Annotated in this window: 17 protein-coding genes; 11 read left to right on the forward strand and 6 right to left on the reverse strand. The window is 60.9% G+C overall.

Going from position 1 to position 16,369, the window contains the following annotated elements:
* Window positions 1–167 precede the first annotated feature (167 nt).
* From V8J81_RS08635 to V8J81_RS08645, 3 genes are all read right to left on the reverse strand, one after another.
* Window positions 168–2,525: a TRAP transporter large permease gene (locus V8J81_RS08635; protein ID WP_368475346.1), complete on the reverse strand. Its 2,358-nt coding sequence runs from the start codon at window positions 2,523–2,525 to the stop codon at window positions 168–170.
* 48 nt (window positions 2,526–2,573) lie between these two features.
* Window positions 2,574–3,488 (reverse strand): TRAP transporter small permease subunit, encoded by a 915-nt coding sequence (locus V8J81_RS08640; RefSeq protein WP_368475347.1) that lies wholly within the window; start codon window positions 3,486–3,488, stop codon window positions 2,574–2,576.
* A 135-nt stretch (window positions 3,489–3,623) separates the two neighbouring features.
* Window positions 3,624–4,712, reverse strand: coding sequence for a TRAP transporter substrate-binding protein (locus V8J81_RS08645; RefSeq protein WP_368475348.1), 1,089 nt, complete (start codon window positions 4,710–4,712; stop codon window positions 3,624–3,626).
* Window positions 4,713–5,422: 710 nt separating this feature from the next.
* Between V8J81_RS08645 and V8J81_RS08650 the strand changes: the two genes are divergently transcribed.
* Genes V8J81_RS08650 through V8J81_RS08675 form a run of 6 tightly spaced genes read left to right on the forward strand, consistent with a single transcriptional unit; the run spans window position 5,423 to window position 10,392 of the window.
* Window positions 5,423–7,180 (forward strand): acetolactate synthase 3 large subunit, encoded by a 1,758-nt coding sequence (locus V8J81_RS08650; RefSeq protein WP_368475349.1) that lies wholly within the window; start codon window positions 5,423–5,425, stop codon window positions 7,178–7,180.
* A gap of 9 nt (window positions 7,181–7,189) precedes the next feature.
* On the forward strand, window positions 7,190–7,927 hold the full coding sequence (locus V8J81_RS08655; protein ID WP_368475350.1) for a hypothetical protein: 738 nt from the start codon (window positions 7,190–7,192) through the stop codon (window positions 7,925–7,927).
* Window positions 7,920–8,549 (forward strand): hypothetical protein, encoded by a 630-nt coding sequence (locus V8J81_RS08660; protein ID WP_368475351.1) that lies wholly within the window; start codon window positions 7,920–7,922, stop codon window positions 8,547–8,549. The genes V8J81_RS08655 and V8J81_RS08660 overlap by 8 nt, the downstream gene beginning before the upstream one ends.
* Window positions 8,546–9,190 carry a hypothetical protein gene (locus V8J81_RS08665; protein WP_368475352.1) on the forward strand — a complete coding sequence of 215 codons (645 nt, stop codon included), beginning with the start codon at window positions 8,546–8,548 and terminating at the stop codon, window positions 9,188–9,190. The genes V8J81_RS08660 and V8J81_RS08665 overlap by 4 nt, the downstream gene beginning before the upstream one ends.
* 60 nt (window positions 9,191–9,250) lie before the next feature.
* Window positions 9,251–9,808 carry an acetolactate synthase small subunit gene (gene ilvN / locus V8J81_RS08670; RefSeq protein ID WP_368475353.1) on the forward strand — a complete coding sequence of 186 codons (558 nt, stop codon included), beginning with the start codon at window positions 9,251–9,253 and terminating at the stop codon, window positions 9,806–9,808.
* The gene (locus V8J81_RS08675; protein WP_368475354.1) at window positions 9,808–10,392 is read left to right on the forward strand and encodes a hypothetical protein; all 585 of its coding nucleotides are present in this window, start codon (window positions 9,808–9,810) and stop codon (window positions 10,390–10,392) included. Before ilvN ends, V8J81_RS08675 begins: the two co-directional genes overlap by 1 nt.
* 88 nt (window positions 10,393–10,480) lie before the next feature.
* On the opposite strand, the gene V8J81_RS08680 is transcribed toward V8J81_RS08675, so the two are convergent.
* Window positions 10,481–10,750, reverse strand: coding sequence for an EF-hand domain-containing protein (locus tag V8J81_RS08680; RefSeq protein WP_368475355.1), 270 nt, complete (start codon window positions 10,748–10,750; stop codon window positions 10,481–10,483).
* Window positions 10,751–11,087: 337 nt separating this feature from the next.
* On the opposite strand from V8J81_RS08680, the gene V8J81_RS08685 reads away from it, so the two are divergent.
* The 3 genes from V8J81_RS08685 (at window position 11,088) to V8J81_RS08695 (ending at window position 13,154) form a co-directional block, all read left to right on the forward strand.
* A complete protein-coding gene (locus V8J81_RS08685) occupies window positions 11,088–11,681 on the forward strand; it encodes an RNA polymerase sigma factor (RefSeq protein WP_368475356.1) in 594 nt (197 codons plus the stop codon).
* A 103-nt stretch (window positions 11,682–11,784) separates the two neighbouring features.
* A complete protein-coding gene (locus V8J81_RS08690) occupies window positions 11,785–12,927 on the forward strand; it encodes an aromatic ring-hydroxylating oxygenase subunit alpha (RefSeq protein WP_368475357.1) in 1,143 nt (380 codons plus the stop codon).
* A gap of 5 nt (window positions 12,928–12,932) precedes the next feature.
* Entirely contained in the window at window positions 12,933–13,154 is a 222-nt protein-coding gene (locus tag V8J81_RS08695; protein ID WP_368475358.1) for a hypothetical protein, read from the forward strand.
* Between the two features lie 8 nt (window positions 13,155–13,162).
* Here V8J81_RS08695 and V8J81_RS08700 read toward each other — a convergent pair whose 3' ends face one another.
* Both V8J81_RS08700 and V8J81_RS08705 read right to left on the reverse strand, forming a co-directional pair.
* Entirely contained in the window at window positions 13,163–13,780 is a 618-nt protein-coding gene (locus V8J81_RS08700; protein WP_368475359.1) for a hypothetical protein, read from the reverse strand.
* On the reverse strand, window positions 13,764–14,282 hold the full coding sequence (locus tag V8J81_RS08705; protein WP_368477618.1) for a lytic transglycosylase domain-containing protein: 519 nt from the start codon (window positions 14,280–14,282) through the stop codon (window positions 13,764–13,766). Before V8J81_RS08705 ends, V8J81_RS08700 begins: the two co-directional genes overlap by 17 nt.
* A 234-nt stretch (window positions 14,283–14,516) precedes the next feature.
* Here V8J81_RS08705 and ssb point away from each other — a divergent pair, with 234 nt between their 5' ends.
* Together ssb and V8J81_RS08715 are read left to right on the forward strand one after the other, a co-directional pair.
* Entirely contained in the window at window positions 14,517–15,029 is a 513-nt protein-coding gene (gene ssb / locus V8J81_RS08710) for a single-stranded DNA-binding protein (RefSeq protein WP_368475360.1), read from the forward strand.
* A gap of 113 nt (window positions 15,030–15,142) precedes the next feature.
* Complete coding sequence (locus V8J81_RS08715; RefSeq protein WP_368475361.1) at window positions 15,143–16,333, forward strand: aminotransferase; 1,191 nt, start codon at window positions 15,143–15,145, stop codon at window positions 16,331–16,333.
* The last annotated feature ends 36 nt before the right edge of the window (window positions 16,334–16,369 follow it).

Below are 16,369 nucleotides of genomic sequence, written 5' to 3' on the forward strand. Positions count from 1 at the left end.
GCACGCAAGAGGACAGCGCCCCCTCTTGGCCCATGGCGTGCGCAGCACGCAATGAGCCAACGCCGCCGACAAGGGCGGGCATCGCCCGCGCGCGGAGGCGGCCCCCACCGGCGCATGAAAAAAGGGGCCGTAAGGCCCCTTTTTGAGATGCGCAATACCGGTTCAGATCAGTTCGGAAGCAGGTCCGGCACGATCGTCACGATCCCAGGGAACAGCCACAGCAAGGCCAATCCAAGAACTTGGATGCCGACAAACGGCAGCACCCCGCGGTAGATATGGCCCGTCGTCACGGATTTCGGAGCCACGCCGCGCAAGTAGAACAACGCGAAGCCAAATGGCGGGGTCAGGAACGACGTCTGCAAATTCACCGCGATCATGATCGTCACCCATTTCGGATCGAGCGTGCCGCCATAGATCACAGGCCCCACAATAGGGATCACGATGTAGATGATCTCAAGGAAATCCAGCACGAAGCCGAGGATGAACAGGATCAGCATCACCAGCAGGAAGACGACCATCTCATTGTCGAAAGCGCGCAGGAATTGCTGGATGTAGTGCTCGCCCCCGAAAGAGATCAGCACCAGGTTCAGCAGCTGCGAACCGATCAAGATGGTGAAGACCATGCTTGTGACCTTCGCCGTCTCGCGCACCACCGGTGACAGGACGGACGTCCTGAGCAGCACGTAACAGCCATAAAGCAGGCCGAAGAACGCGAAGTGATAGGCGATCTGCGCCACGATATAGGCGACCCAATCCTGGAATGGCACATCGGCGCGCGTGATCCGCAGGTCGAAGTTCACGCCCGCGAGGATCATGATCACGACGGCAAAGCTGGCCCAGATGATGATCTTCGACAAACCATCTTCTTCCTTCAGCTTGCGGTAGGCCGCCAACATGATGGCCCCTGCAGCACCAAGGGCGGCCGCAGGCGTTGGGTTGGTGATACCGCCGAGGATCGAGCCCAGAACCGCCACGATCAGAACCAGCGGCGGGAAGACCACGCGCAAAAGCTCGTTCTGCGACAGCCGTCCCATCGCCGCCCGGCACCCATAGAGTGCCGCCGCAATCGGGATCGCCAGAAGCAGCATCGTGTTGCCTGACGACGTGGTGGGCGCGATGAAGAGCACATCGACCAGCAAAGCTGCCACCAGACCCAGACCGCCAATGATGAGCGGCGTCGGGCTTGACGAGGGTGAGATGCCACGAGCCACGATCAGGATCAGACCAAGCAGGGTCACAACCACAGCCACACCTGTCCCAATGGGCGCGATGTTGGCCGCGGCAGCGGCACGGGCCTCGACCAATTGCTCTTCGGTCAGCTCAACAGCACCGCCATCATCGCCGGCTTCTGCTTGAGCCGCGGTTTGGGCCACAGCCTCGTCCCAAGTCGATTGGCCGTGCAGGTCAATCATGGCAGCCGCGCATTGATCGGACACGTTGGTCCGCAGGCTTGGGCCAGCCTCCCGTTCCGCATAGTCGGACACGGTGAAGGTCTGATTGCCTACGACCCCGCCCATGCCGCCCACGACCATGGCGAGGATCAGCGCAACCGGTGCGAACAGGTACCAAAGCAGGGCTTCATTGCGGGTGACGACTTCGCCGCCCGACATCTCGCCCATTTGCACCGGCGGGGCCGATGCGGGACGCACCAGTGCGAAGCCAAAGGCATAGGCGCCATAGAGGAAGGCTAGGAACAGACCCGGAAGCAGCGCTGCCTGGAAGAGCGTGCCAACAGACAAGACCGCAGGCTCACCGAGGAAGGTCAGCGCATCGGAGCAGCCCACAAGCTGCGCCCGCGTCTCCTGCCCCGTAGCGTAGAGGTCGCCCACGAGTGTGCCGAGCAGAACGATCACGATTGAAGGCGGGATAATCTGCCCGAGCGTGCCCGATGCAGCGATCACACCAGTGGCCAGTTCCGGCGAATAGTTGTTCCGCAGCATGGTGGGCAGCGCGAGCAGACCCATGGTCACAACGGTTGCGCCCACGATGCCGGTGGAGGCCGCAAGGAACGCACCCACGATCACGATGGACACGGCCAGACCGCCGGGCAACGGGCCAAAGACGCGCGCCATGGTGGTCAGGAGATCTTCGGCAATGCGCGAGCGTTCCAGCGTGATGCCCATCATGACGAACATCGCAACAGCCAGCAGCGTCTCAATCGATTGGCCCGCAATCACACGCTCGTTCATGCGGTTGACGATGAACGACAGGTTGCGATCCATCGCCTGTTCCCAGCCGCCGGGGAACAGATGTTCCTCTATTCGCGGCAATTCCGGGTATCGGAAGACGGATATGGCATCCCTGGCCACGCCTTCCGCCACAAGGGCAGAATACTCAGCCGAACTGGTATCAATCGCCTGGTGGATCAGCAGGCCAGCGCTGTCGAGCGCTGCGATGATCGCAAACGAGATGATCCCCGCCCCGCCGATGGAGAAGGCCACCGGAAAGCCGGTCATGATCCCGGCGAAGAGTGTCAGGAAGACGATGATCAGACCGATCTCGACCCCATCCAAACCAAATAGCATGATGCTGTTCCCTTACTTAAGCCGCGCTAACGGCCCGCTTTGATTTGATCAGGTCGAACCCGAATGGATTGCGTGTTCGATCTCTTCCGCTTCATCGCCAAGGACGTCCTTGTCGACATGCTTGCCCTCGCTTTCGGGCCCTTCGAGCCATTCGAGATAGGAGCGCCAGAAGAAGGCCATCGCCTGCAGGAAGACCAGTACACAGAAGGCGACCAGAAGGATCTTGAACAAGAAGTATGCATTGAAGCCGTTGGGGCTGAACCCGATGGTCTCGACGTTCCAGCGCAGCACGCGGGCCTGCATCAGCATCCGGTCCAGCTCAACCGAGGCAGACGGGCCAGGCACCACCAGATGGCGCCACATGAAGAACCAGGCGTACATGTAGGTCAGCACGATGGCGGGCATCATGAAGACGATGGAGCCGAACATGTCGATCATGCGCTTAGTGCGGAATTTCACCGCCGAGTAGACAAGGTCCACGCGCACATGGCCGCCCTGCACGAACGTGTAGCTGACGCAAAGGCAGACGATGATGGCGTTGTAGAGCTTGAGCCCCTCACCCCACCAGCTGAGATCCTGAACGAACGCGGTGCCAAGTGGCCCAAGCTGGATCTCGGCCACTCGGAAGATGCGTTGCAGAAACACGATCATGACCTGCTGGAGCACCATGATCAGTCCGGCCCAAGCAGCCACACGTCCCATGACGTTTGCAAAGGCCTCAAGCCCGCGCACACACCACCAAAGGATCTCGCGGTTCCAGGCCATGCCGAGCACCGTGATCACAAGGAAAAGGGTAAAGACGACGAAGAAGAACTCAACTGAGCCGCCGTAATAGATGAAACGCGCCAACGCTTCGGGGTTACTCCAGTTCAGCCAATCGCCCGGATTGGTGATGGCCAGAAACAGGTGATAGGGGGCCAATGCAAAATTCTGCAGCACCCAGACAATGAAGTTTTCTTCCATCTTTTGGATTTCCCCCAAACGACGCCAGCCCTGCTCCCTGTGCTGCCGTGTTTTCGTGAGTTGTATTTGAGCTTCGTCCGGCAGCCTTAGCCGGACGAAGCAAGGGCGACTTCGCGCCAGGTCAATGGGTTGCGATTAGCCCGCGTTCACGCGGTTGCGCTGATCCATGTAGTTGCCATCGGCGAGGTCGAACCACGACGCCGACTCGGCCAGCGACCCGAAGTACGATTCGGCGATTTCCGCATAGATCGGATCACCCATGTTCTCTTCGCGAACTTCCGCTGCTGCGGCGCCGAAGGCGTTCCACACATCATCGGGGAATTCGCGGGTCTGAACACCGGCTTCCTGCAGACGGGCCAGCGCGGCACCGTTTTCAGCAAGCGTCAGCGACAGGTTGTCGGCATAGACAGCACGCGTCACGGTATCGACCAGCAGCTGCTGCTGCGGCGTCAGCGATTCAAACACGTCGTTGTTGAACGACAGCGTCAGAACCGAGCCCGGCTCGTGGAAGCCGGAGGTGTAGTAGAGGTTTGTGACTTCCTGGAAGCCCATCCGCTCGTCCGCGTAGGGGCCGATCCACTCCGCACCGTCGATCTGACCCGACGAGAGCGCCTGGTAGATTTCGCCGCCGGGGATGTTCTGGACCGAGGCGCCAAGGCGACCGAGCACCTGACCACCCTGACCGGGCATACGGAAGCGCAGACCCTGGAGGTCTTCTGCCGAGTTGATCTCGGTGTTGAACCAGCCGCCGGGCTGCATCGCGGTACAACCGCATGCGAACGAGCGCAGGTTGAACAGGGATGCGAGGTTGTTGTGATGCTCGTGACCACCGCGATGGTAATACCAGTTGGCGAATTCCTGACCGGTCATGCCGAAGGGCACGGAGGTAAAGAAGGCAAACGCCGGGTGCTGGTTGAGGAAGTAATAGTCTGCCGAGTGGTAGATGTCGGCCTGACCGGACGACACGGCGTCGAACACTTCGAACGCGCCCACAAGGGAGCCTGCGGGCATCTTCTGGATGGTCAGCTGACCGTCCGTCAGGGCCGTGATGCGGTCTGCGGCAAGCTGTGCCGCGTCGTCAAAGATCGCAAACCCGTCTGGCACCGAGGTGACCATGGTAAGGGTGCGGTTGCCCTGAGCGTAAAGTGGTGCGGCCAGCGTCGTGGACGCTGCTGCGGCTGCGCCGCCCACTGTGGAAGTGCGCAGGAATGAACGTCGATCCATTGGTATTATCCTCCCCGTTTGGATCCTCGCCGATGACCCCGCTTGGGTCACCGGTCGGTAGAAGTGGCCGCACGTTAGCGAAGGGAGGGGGTCTCGAAAACAGGTTTTCTTGTCTGAATGGCCACTTTTTGTAAAATTTTCTTACCAATCCCGGCAAAAACGGCGCTTATACACCTGAGATGGTTGTGTTTTGCGCTAACACAACTTTGAGGCAAGTAGTCGCCATTGGCCGGGTTTTCCGCCTATTTTTGAGGCACTTAGCGTATCAATTGCCGATCTTGAGCGAAACTATGTTGCGAATCCCCCGCGCCCTGAGTCGCATTATTTCGCAGCATCGGGCGCGTCGCATTCACTTGCCAATCCGTCGCAAACAAATGCCCTAGCGAGATTCGCAACTGAGCCGCGATTTGAAAGCTGCCCGCCACGTCAATGCCAGATGCCGTTCATTGCGCAAGAGCCCGCGCAAACGACATTTTATTCACACCTACGGGCTTTTCCCTGTTGACGCCCGAAAACCCCCTTCATATCGTCCCGCCCACGCGAACACGAGGAAGCCCGCATGTTGTCGGAAATTGTCGTACTTGTAGGAAACAGGCGCATGGGTCGGTAACACCGGCATCCATATTGGAACCATGCGCCCCCGGATCACCACCGGGGGCTTTTTTGTGTCGCAGCACTAAACCGAAGCGCGGATAAAGAGGACAAGCGCAATGTCAGAGCAAATGACCGGAGCGAAAATGATCGTCGAAGCCCTGAAAGAACAGGGTGTCGACACGGTATTTGGCTATCCCGGTGGCGCTGTCCTACCGATTTATGACGAGATCTTTCAGCAGAACGCGATCCGCCACATTCTGGTGCGCCACGAACAAGGTGCGGTACATGCGGCCGAGGGTTATGCGCGGTCGACTGGCAAACCGGGTGTTGTTCTGGTGACCTCCGGTCCGGGCGCAACGAACGCAGTGACCGGCCTGACCGACGCTTTGATGGACTCGATCCCGATTGTTTGCCTGACGGGCCAGGTGCCGACATTCATGATCGGCTCGGACGCCTTTCAGGAGGCCGACACGGTTGGCATCACGCGTCCCTGCACCAAGATGAACTGGCTGGTGAAAGAGACCGACAAGCTGTCTGACACGATTCACCAAGCCTTTCATATTGCCACCGAAGGCCGGCCCGGCCCGGTTCTGGTCGATATTCCAAAGGACGTGCAATTCGCGACGGGCAGTTACACGACAAAACCCAAGGCGAAGGTCAGCCATTACCAGCCCAAGGTGAAGGGTTCGATCGAGATGATCACCGACCTTGTGCACGCGATGGAAAAGGCCGAACGCCCGGTTTTCTACACAGGCGGCGGCGTCATCAACTCGGGCGACAAGGCAAGCGCTTTGTTGCGGGAGCTGGTGGAGGCCACGGGTTTCCCGATTACATCGACGCTGATGGGCTTGGGTGCCTACCCTGCCTCGGGCGACAAGTGGATCGGCATGCTGGGGATGCACGGCACGTACGAGGCCAATCTGGCGATGCACGGCTGCGATCTGATGATCAACATCGGCGCACGGTTCGATGATCGGATCACCGGGCGGATTGCCGATTTCAGCCCGAATAGCCGCAAGGCCCATATCGATATCGACCCGTCTTCCATCAATAAGGTGATCCATGCCGATTTCCCAATCATCGGCGATGTCGGCCATGTGCTGGAGGATATCCTAAAGGTGTGGAAGGCGCGCGGACGCAAAACGGCAAGCGCGGGCGTGCAGACATGGTGGCAGCAGATCGAGGCGTGGAAGGCCGTCCGCTGCTTGGACTACACTCAGGAAGGCAAGACCATCAAACCGCAATACGCGTTGGAGCGGTTGGAGGCGCTGACCAAGCATCGCAAGGATCGCTATATCTGCACAGAAGTGGGCCAGCACCAGATGTGGGCTGCGCAGTTCCTCGGCTTTGACGACCCGAACCGGTGGATGACCTCCGGTGGCCTCGGCACAATGGGCTATGGCTTCCCGGCCTCGGTCGGGGTGCAGGTCGCACACCCGGAGGCGTTGGTGATCAACGTCGCCGGTGAGGCAAGCTGGCTGATGAACATGCAGGAGATGGGCACTGCGGTGCAGTATCGCCTGCCAGTGAAACAGTTCATTTTGAATAACGAGCGGCTCGGAATGGTCCGCCAATGGCAGGAGTTGCTGCATGGCGAGCGTTATTCGGAAAGCTGGTCTGAAGCCCTGCCAGATTTTGTAAAGCTGGCCGAGGCATTCGGGGCGAAGGGTATCCTTTGCTCGGACCCGGACGATCTGGACGATGCGATCATGGAGATGCTCAACTACGAAGGGCCGGTGATCTTCGACTGTCTCGTTGAGAAGCACGAAAACTGCTTCCCGATGATCCCGTCGGGCAAGGCGCATAACGAGATGCTTCTAGGCGAGGCAGAGACGCAGGGTGTCATTGGCGATGCAGGCGGGGTTCTGGTTTAAACCCGCGCCATGGACATTGACCTCAAGATTGTCGCCACCCGCCGCCCGGATCTTCTTGGGCGCACTCTGGAGTCATTTCTGACGGTCGGACTGCGTGAATTTCGTGTGGCATCCGCGACCATGAACCTCGACCCCGCGCTGGGGTCAGACGACGATGCTGAGGCGTGCCGGGCGATTTTGAGAAGCCATCTTCCCGAAGCAACGATTCACGACCCTCCAACGCCGTCGTTTGGAGGGGCCGTTAAGAGGTTGTGGATGGAAGCGGAGGACCGGCCGATCTTTCATCTTGAGGATGATTGGATTGCGCTTGCCCCGCTGCCATTGGACTATGTTCAGAAAGCTTTTGAGGACGGGTATGGCGCCGTCACACCCCTGTCAAAAGAACATGCGTGGACGAAGCGCGGTTATGAAGCCACCAGGATAAAGCGGATCAGGGTCCTGGGCGTGAAGGTTTGGAAGCACAATACAGGCGTTCATTCTTTTGGAACCTCACCGAAGTTCATCAAAGGCGCACTTGCCCGTCGCATGGGCGAGGTCATGAACCCAGACCTCGACCCTGAAAAGCAAATGGGCGGCGGGCAGATTGGCGAGGTCGTACAATCCTTTCGGTCCGTGTTCGTGACCCGCCCTCGGAAGCGCCCGATTATCGAGGATATCGGCCGCGATTGGCGCGCTGATAAAGGGATTGAGAAGCAAATCGTGGACGGGACCAGCAATTGGGTCAAGCAACAGGTGAACGATGCGTGAAATCAAAATCCATACGGAGTTCACTGCCCCCAAAGCCATGCGGCGTGGCCGGATTGGCAGCGTAGCACTGGCGCTGTGCTGCGCGACCCTTGCTGCTCCGGTCAACGCACAAGGTGCTGTCGATGCTTTGTTCGAATTGCTGTGCGGGCGCACGGTGCATTTCTATGACATTGGCGGCAACCAGATCGAATATACGGCTGGCGATGGCACGGCCTATCTTTGGTTCAACGGCATTGAGGACGTGATCGTGGGCACTTGGGGTGTTTACAGCGATGCCGAGGTGGCCGAGCGCAACAATGATGGCTCAGGTGATATCGGGCGCGACGGTGGGCTTGATAGCTCGGACCTGTTCGAAACGCCGACCTTTGGCGCGCAGGTTTGCTACGAATATGCCCCCGGCGCGTTCGGGCCGCTGGACCCCGGCGGGTTCCATTGCTTCACGGAACAGCGTCTCTTCGAGACAGTCGTGCAAGGCGGCGTCTTTCCCGGCGACCGCTATGGGCTGGCCGATGGCGAGCCACCTTTCCTTCTGCCTGAACATCCGTTTGTGGAGCTTGAAAGCTTTGACGCCGATTTCCCGCAGCTTCCGCCGGAACCGGCGTGCGGGGTCCCGCTCTCATGATCCTGCGCGCGCTTGCCCTTTGCCTACTGACCGCCCTGCCCGTCACGGCGCAGGATTTTCGCGGGTTGCGACCGGGGATGGATGCGTCCGTGTTGGGAGCGATTGGAGAACCGCTTGAGCTCTATTCATCACAAGATGGCACGCAGGCGACTTATCCATTGCCACATGGGCACCGGTTGTTGGTCGATTATTCCCCAACCGGTACGATCGGTTTCGTTGCTAGTTTTGCTGGCCCAGATGCAGGGCCGGTCCCACAAAGCGATGGCCTTCGGGTTGGCGTGATGTCCTTGCGCGACGTACTGAGACGCCTTGGTCGACCGTCGGAGATCCTCTCCACGCGAGGGCTGGTATATGTCGAACCGCTCAGCGAAAGCCGTTTCTCGCTGGTCTTCGACATTGGAGACGATGCGGCCAGTACCCTTATTCTCGATTTCAACGCAGACCCCGCAAGCAACCGCCACGCCTCGGCTGAAGATCGTCTGGATGAATTGGGGAATGCCGTCTTCACAGCGGCCAGCCTTGTCTTGCGCGAAGGGCTGACCGAACTTCGACATCCCGATTTGTTTCCGGATGGCCCCCGCACCGCGCCCATCCCCTTCCCGCTTTCCATCGACGAGGCGTTCCCCTCGCTGATCCCGTAACACTTGCCAATTCATGCGCGGCACGGCACACCCGCCCGCGACGAACGGAGATACCCGCCCATGGCCCTCAATATCGAACAAGGCTCCACCAGCCATTCCGCCTACGACCTGCGCAGCCATATGTCTGACGCGATCGAGACGCACACGCTTGCGATCCTCGTGGAGAACGAGCCGGGCGTGCTGGCCCGTGTGATCGGGCTGTTCTCGGGCCGGGGTTACAACATTGAAAGCCTGACGGTGGCCGAGGTCGATCATGGCGGGCACCGGTCGCGCATTACAATCGTGACGTCGGGCACGCCGCAGGTGATCAACCAGATCAAAATGCAGCTGAGCCGCATGGTGCCGGTCCATGAAGTGGCCGACCTGACCGTTGAAGGCCCGTTCGTGAGCCGTGAATTGGCGCTGATCAAAGTCGTAGCAAAGGGTGAGCACCGGGTTGAGGCGCTGCGGATTGCAGAGATTTTCCGCTGCAACGTGGTCGACAGCACGTTGGAGAGTTTCGTCTTTGAGCTGACGGGTATGCCCGAGAAAATTGACGCCTTCACCGAGTTGATGCGTCCGTTGGGCGACGTAAAGCTGGCCCGTACAGGCGTAGCTGCCATCGCGCGGGGCCTTTGATGCGGCTTGCACTCGCTTTGCTGGCCGCCCTTGCCGGGCCGGTCGCAGCACAGGAATTTCGGGGCGTCACGCTGGGTGAGCCGATCCCCGAAAGTGCGCCGGAGCCTGTCGGCTCAGAGGTCGCGCATCCGTTCGCCTATACGCTTTGGCAATTTGACGATGGCCTTTCGATGTCAGCCACCCGCGATGCGGAGATTGGCGAGGTCCTGTATCTGGAGATGTGGCGATCGGAAGGGCAAGGGCAGCAGCCCACACCAATCGATGGCCTGACCTTTGGTGAGACGACGCGCGGCGATTTGCACGCGCGGTTTGGCTCCGAAGGGATTGTGTTTGAGGGGCGCGGGCGCTTTGCAGAAGCCGGGCCCGTGGCCGTGTACTTCATCAGCTACGAGATTGAGGGGCTGGAAAGCGTGGTGTCGTTCGTCACCATCCAACCTCTCGCAACTGCCAGCGAAGAGGTTGCTGACCAATCCGTTCTCGATGCGGTGATCGTGGCCGATGGCCGGTATCTGGATCAGATCTGGGGTGTGAACCGGGGCCGCTTGCCGGGCTATGCGCCCATCGAAGATCCGTTCGCAGACTAAATCGTATCAAGACGCGGAGGCCGTCTGCCCCGCCCCCGCGCCTTGCCCCTGACCGGTTCAGGGGCGAACCGGTCAGAGAACGTTGCCGTTAGCCGGCCGGAATAAGACCGGCTTCCTCGGCAGCGCCAACTTCATCGGCGCTGAGCAGGCCATCGGCATCTGCATCAAGAGCCTGGAATTCCTCTTCGGTCAGCGCGGGCATAAGCGTCAGCAGCTCTGCGAAGCTGACCATCCCGTCGCCATCAGTGTCCACGGATTCGGCCTGGCCCATGGCCAGAGACGCCCCGCCCACCAGGACGGCGAATGCGCCAGCCAGAGTGACAGCAGCAAGACGAGGAGTTTTGAATTCGGATCGCATGGGAGATTTCCCTCCATATAGGTTGCGTATCGATGCGGCACCGGGATTGGCGACGCATCTACAAGGGAAGAGGGGCTGGGGAGCGGTTTTGATCCGGCCAAGCGCGCGGCCCCTGCCAGATCGGCGACCGCCCGCCCAACACGCGCCAATGCGATGCGCGACGTCCCGCCGAGGCTGAAAACATCGGCAATCGCTTGCCCGAAAAGGCGCGCGATGGGCGGCAAAGGGCGCGTCTTGGGGGGCTGGCGTCGGCGTTGTTGCGAGGCTGGCGCTGCGGGCAGAGCCTTTGGGTCTTACTCACGGAACCTGCCTTTTCCCTTCGAAAGGTCGCCTGCCCATGTCCAATGCTTCTATTTCCCAGACTCCGATATCAATCGGTGAGGATGATGATCCCACCGCCCTGCCCCATACGCGCATCTTCACGGCATTGCTCACCGATTTGCAGCGCAGTGCGCGTCGGTTGGCGCGCACCGGCGATGATGCCGATGATCTTGTGCAAGATACGCTGCTGCGGGTCTGGTCGCGTATGGCGATGATCCTCGACGGCCATAGCGACGCCGCACCTATTGAAGACCTGCGAGCCTATGCTTTCGCCACGCTGCGCCACCGGGCCTTTGCGCGTTATTCCATCGCACGGCCTACGGAGGAGGCTGATGAGGAAATCGCCGCCCCCCGCGGCTCAGACGGGGTGACGCGGCTGGCTTGTGCCGAGGCGTTGGAGGCGCTGGCCGATCTGCCACAAGAACAGCAGGTTCTGCTGCGCCTGCGCGCGATGGACGGGCTGAGCTATGCCGAGATTGCGCGCAAGACCGGCCTGCCGCTTGGCACCGTCACCTCACGGCTGGCGCGCGGGCGGGCAACGCTGCGCGAAGTGCTCGACCTGCCGCCCGGTGCACCAGTGACGGACCTGTTGGGGGGAGAGCCGGGCTAGGCTCATGTCTTCATGGGCGTAAGAAATGTCGCCCATGGAAAAGCGGAACGGTGGATGGGGCGGCACCCTGTGCGCATAATTCGCTGCCGCAGGAGCCTTGCCCATGCCCGACGACCGGATGCGCCCCCTTGCCGATGTCATGGCCCCAATTGAGCGCGCCCATGGCCTGCCCAACGCCCATTATACCGACCCCGCCACCATCGCCATGGAAAACAAGGCAGTGCTGGAAACGACATGGGCAGCCCTTGCAGTAGGATCGGATGTACCGGAGCCGGGCGATGCGAAACCAATCGAGTTTCTCGGCCAGCCGCTCCTCCTGCTGCGCGACGATGACGGTGCAGTGCGGGTGTTCTTCAACATCTGCCGGCACCGGGGCATGATCCTTGTCTCGGAACCGCGCAAGATCGAAGGGGCGATCCGCTGCCCTTACCATTCATGGTGCTATTCTAAAGCGGGCCGCCTTGTGGCCACACCCCATGTCGGCGGGCCGGGCCAGAACGCCCATGACGGGATCGACAAGGCGACGCTTGGCCTGTCCGAAGTGCGCAGCCACATCTGGCGCGACGTGGTGTTCATCAACCTTTCAGGCGATGCCCCTGCCTTTGAAGAGGTTCATGCCGATTTAGTGCAACGGTGGGCCGAGTTCGACCAGCCGATCTACCATGGCGGAGCGGACAGCCAGTTCACGTTGGAGATCGAAACCAATTGGAAGCTCGCGGTCGAGAATTACTGCGAAAGCTACCACCTGCCTTGGGTGCATCCCGGCCTGAACAGCTATTCGCGGCTGGAAGATCACTACCATATCGAGCAGCCCGGCAAGTTCTCAGGCCAAGGCACCTACGTTTACCGCCAGCTGAAAGGGGAGAACGGCGCGATGTTCCCCGATTTCGCGGGCTTGAGCGACCATTGGGATGCGGGGGCTGAATATATCTCGGTCTTTCCGAACGTCCTGATGGGTGTGCATCGCGACCATGCCTTCGCAATTGTGCTGGAGCCTTTGGCGCACAACCGCACGCGTGAGCATATTCACCTGTATTATCCCGTAGCCGACACAGACGACGCGCTGCGCGCAGCCAACACCGCGCAGTGGAAGACCGTCTTTGAAGAGGACATCTTCGTGGTCGAAGGGATGCAGCGGGGCCGCGCGGCACAGGGCTTTGACGGCGGACGCTTTTCGCCCGCAATGGACGGACCGACGCATTTGTTCCACGCTTGGGTGGCGGGTCGGATCGAGGCTGCGGGCTGACTGGCTTGAAAAAGCCCGATCTGGATGCCGCGCTGCTGGCCGCCCATGAGGCTGGGGATCGGGCGCGGCTTGTGACGCTTTATGCAGAAGCAGCTGATGCGAATGCGCAGGCGGAGGCGTTCTACCTGACCCACGCCTATGTCTTTGCGCTGGAGGCCGGCGATGCACGTGCCCCTGCCCTGCGCGCCCGGCTTGTGGCGTTGGGGGCCGATACGCCGATTGCGTGAGGGACGCGCTAGCTGTCCCGGCTGGCCCATACGGATTGTCCGTACCGGAACAACCGCCAATTTATCAGGAGCATCCAGACCGCCCAAAGTGGCCAGAAGACGGACGTATAGTTCATAGGATGGCATCCGCGCGGGGCCTGCCAGCGGATTGCATCACGCAGAATGTCCCCGAACCCGTCATTGTTCGGCCCGGGCGCAATCGTCGCCGTTCCATCGCCCGGCCGGGTCATCGTGATCGTGCCACGGCTCTGGATCAGGTCGAGCATCCGATCGACACTCTCCTCAGTCGCGCGGTTTTGGAGGACGTCCGCTGCAAAGGCACAGGTATTGGCGGAGGAGAAGACAGTGAGCCCGTGCAGATCGAGCGTATCGGTATATTGCGACCAGACGCGGTCGCCGTAATCCTCAGGCGTGTCAGAGCACGCTTCGCCTTCGCAAATCTGAACCGTCACGGGATCAAAATCGATATTGCGGCTGCGATCCACGGCCCAGACCAGCATCAAAGTGGCGAGGCAACAAAAGGCGAGCCCTTCCACGAACCGCAAGGCGTTTGTCAGAGTGAAAGCGCTGTCGTCTTCCGGATCATCCTCCGGGCCGGGAGGCACCCCGTCAGCTGCGCGAGCCAAGGATCACGCGGACATAGTGCTGGGTTTCGGCATAGGGCGGCACGCCATCATGTTCCTCAACCGCGCCTGGGCCCGCATTGTAAGCGGCCAAAGCCAGACGCCAATTGCCAAAGCGGCGATATTGCTGCGCAAGGTAGCGCGCACCGCCATCAAGGTTGGCAACGGGGTCCAGCGGATCGACCCCCAACAGCGCCGCTGTGTCTGGCATAAGCTGCGCCAGGCCAAGCGCACCGGCATGGCTGACGGCCTCAGTGTTCCAGCCGCTTTCCTGCTGGACGAGGCGCAGGAACATATCCTCCGGAATGCCATGGCGCCGCGCGGCGGAGCGGGCAACCTCAAGAAACGGGCCGTCATAGCCGCCCTCGTAGTCCGGTAAGCCGCGTTCTGCATCACTCTCGGGACGCAGGCGGCTGGAGAATTCATATTGGGTGGCCGCCCGACCATCGAGCACGTTCATCATCCGGTCCAACCGGTCAAGCCCGCTTTGGGAATAGGCTGGCAGGGCAAGGAGAACAGCGGCAAGCGCAGGCGGCAGCAGACGAATACAAGACACGGGACAACATCAAGGCTGTGGATAATTGCGCATAACATAGCCCCTCGGGGCGCTTTGATCCAGACCGGCGGGAAATCCGCGCGGGATTAGGGTTTTCTTCACCAAGATGCGATGGTCTAACCGACGAAAGCGCTGCGGCCTGAATCACAGGGCCCGTGCAAGACTGATAGAGGGGGAATTCACATGGCAGGCTCGGTCAACAAGGTCATCCTGATCGGCAATCTGGGGCGCGACCCTGAAATCCGCAGCTTCCAGAACGGGGGCAAGGTGGCCAATTTCAGCGTCGCAACCTCTGAGACGTGGAAAGACCGCAATACCGGCGAGCGTCGCGAAAAGACCGAATGGCACAACGTGGCCATCTTCTCCGAAGGCTTGGTGCGGGTGGCAGAGCAATATCTGCGCAAAGGCTCCAAGGTCTATGTCGAGGGCAAGTTGCAGACCCGCAAATGGCAGGACCAGTCCGGCAATGATCGCTACACGACCGAGGTTGTCATTCAGGGCCTGAACGGCACCTTCACCATGCTCGACGGTCGCGATGGCGGCGGCGGCGGGGGTGGCGGCGGCTATGGTGGCGGCGGTGGCGGCTACGATGACCGTGGCGGCAGCTTTGGCGGCGATGATCGCGGTGGCCAGGGCGGCGGCGGCTTCGGCGGCGGCGGTGGAGGCTCGGATCTGGACGACGAGATCCCGTTCTAAGCCGGTTTTCCGCCTTTGCCGGCTGTGCGTGCGGCATGGCCCGGATGCCTCGGGCGGGAGTTTTTCCGGCAAGGTGAAAGGGGCCGCTGCGCCCTGATGATGGATCAATGCCCATGACTAAACCAATCAACCCGAGCTTCGCGGCCACCTTCCCGCCCCCGGTGATGGAGGCGCGGCGCTGGATCGCGGGGAAGGTTTTTCCCGCAGATCGCCCGTTGATGAACCTGAGCCAGGCGGCACCTGTTGACCCGCCACCTGAGCCCCTGATGCAGGCCATGGCGGACGCCGTTCTGTCGGATCCATCGGTGCACCTTTACGGCCCGGTGCTGGGGTTGGGCGCGTTGCGTGAAGAATTGGCGCATCAGTGGAGCGAGGGATATGGCGGGGCTGTGCGCACGGCGCAGGTGGCCATCACGGCAGGCTGCAATCAGGCGTTCACCTCTGTAATGTCGACGCTCGCGGGTGCAGGCGACGAAGTGATCCTGCCCCTGCCCTTCTACTTCAATCACCAGATGTGGCTGGATATGGGCGGCGTGCGTGGCGTGTACCTTCCCACCGGCGCGGACCTCTTGCCAGACCCCGAGCAGGCAGCAGGGCTGATCAACGAGCGGACCAAGGCCATTGTCCTCGTTTCGCCGAACAATCCGGCCGGCGTCGAGTACCCCGCGCCGTTGATGCGGGCCTTCTACGATCTGGCCAAAGCGCATGGGCTGGCCTTGATCGTCGATGAAACCTACCGCGATTTTCACTCGTCTGAAGGCGCGCCGCACGATCTGTTCACCGATCCAGACTGGGATGACACGCTGATCCACCTCTATTCCTTCTCCAAGGCGTACCGGCTGACCGGCCACCGCGTGGGCGCTGTCATGGCCTCCGAGGAACGCTTGACGGAGGTCGAAAAATTCCTCGACACGGTCGCCATTTGTCCGCCGCAGATTGGCCAGATCGGTGCTCTTTGGGGGATGCAGAACCTGGGCGACTGGCTCGCCGGGGAACGGCTGGAAATCCTCGCGCGCCGTGACGCGATACGCGCGGGGTTTCAGCGCTTGCCGGGCTGGGAGTTGCTCGGCTCAGGCGCGTATTTCGCCTATGTCCGCCATCCGTTTGAGGCCCCGTCAGACGTCGTGGCCAAGCGGCTGGTCGATGAAGCCAGCCTGTTGGTTCTGCCGGGCACGATGTTCGGCCCGCTCAAAGAACAGGGCGGCTCGGGTCAGGCCGAAGCGACCCTGCGCATTGCATTCGCCAATGCCGACGCGGCTGGCCTTGACGAAATGGTGACGCGGCTGGCCGCAATCACACCCTGAACCGCTTGCCCCCTGCCCGCCGATTGCTTATCGATC

Source organism: Gymnodinialimonas sp. 202GB13-11, assembly GCF_040932485.1.
Taxonomy (GTDB): domain Bacteria; phylum Pseudomonadota; class Alphaproteobacteria; order Rhodobacterales; family Rhodobacteraceae; genus Gymnodinialimonas; species Gymnodinialimonas hymeniacidonis.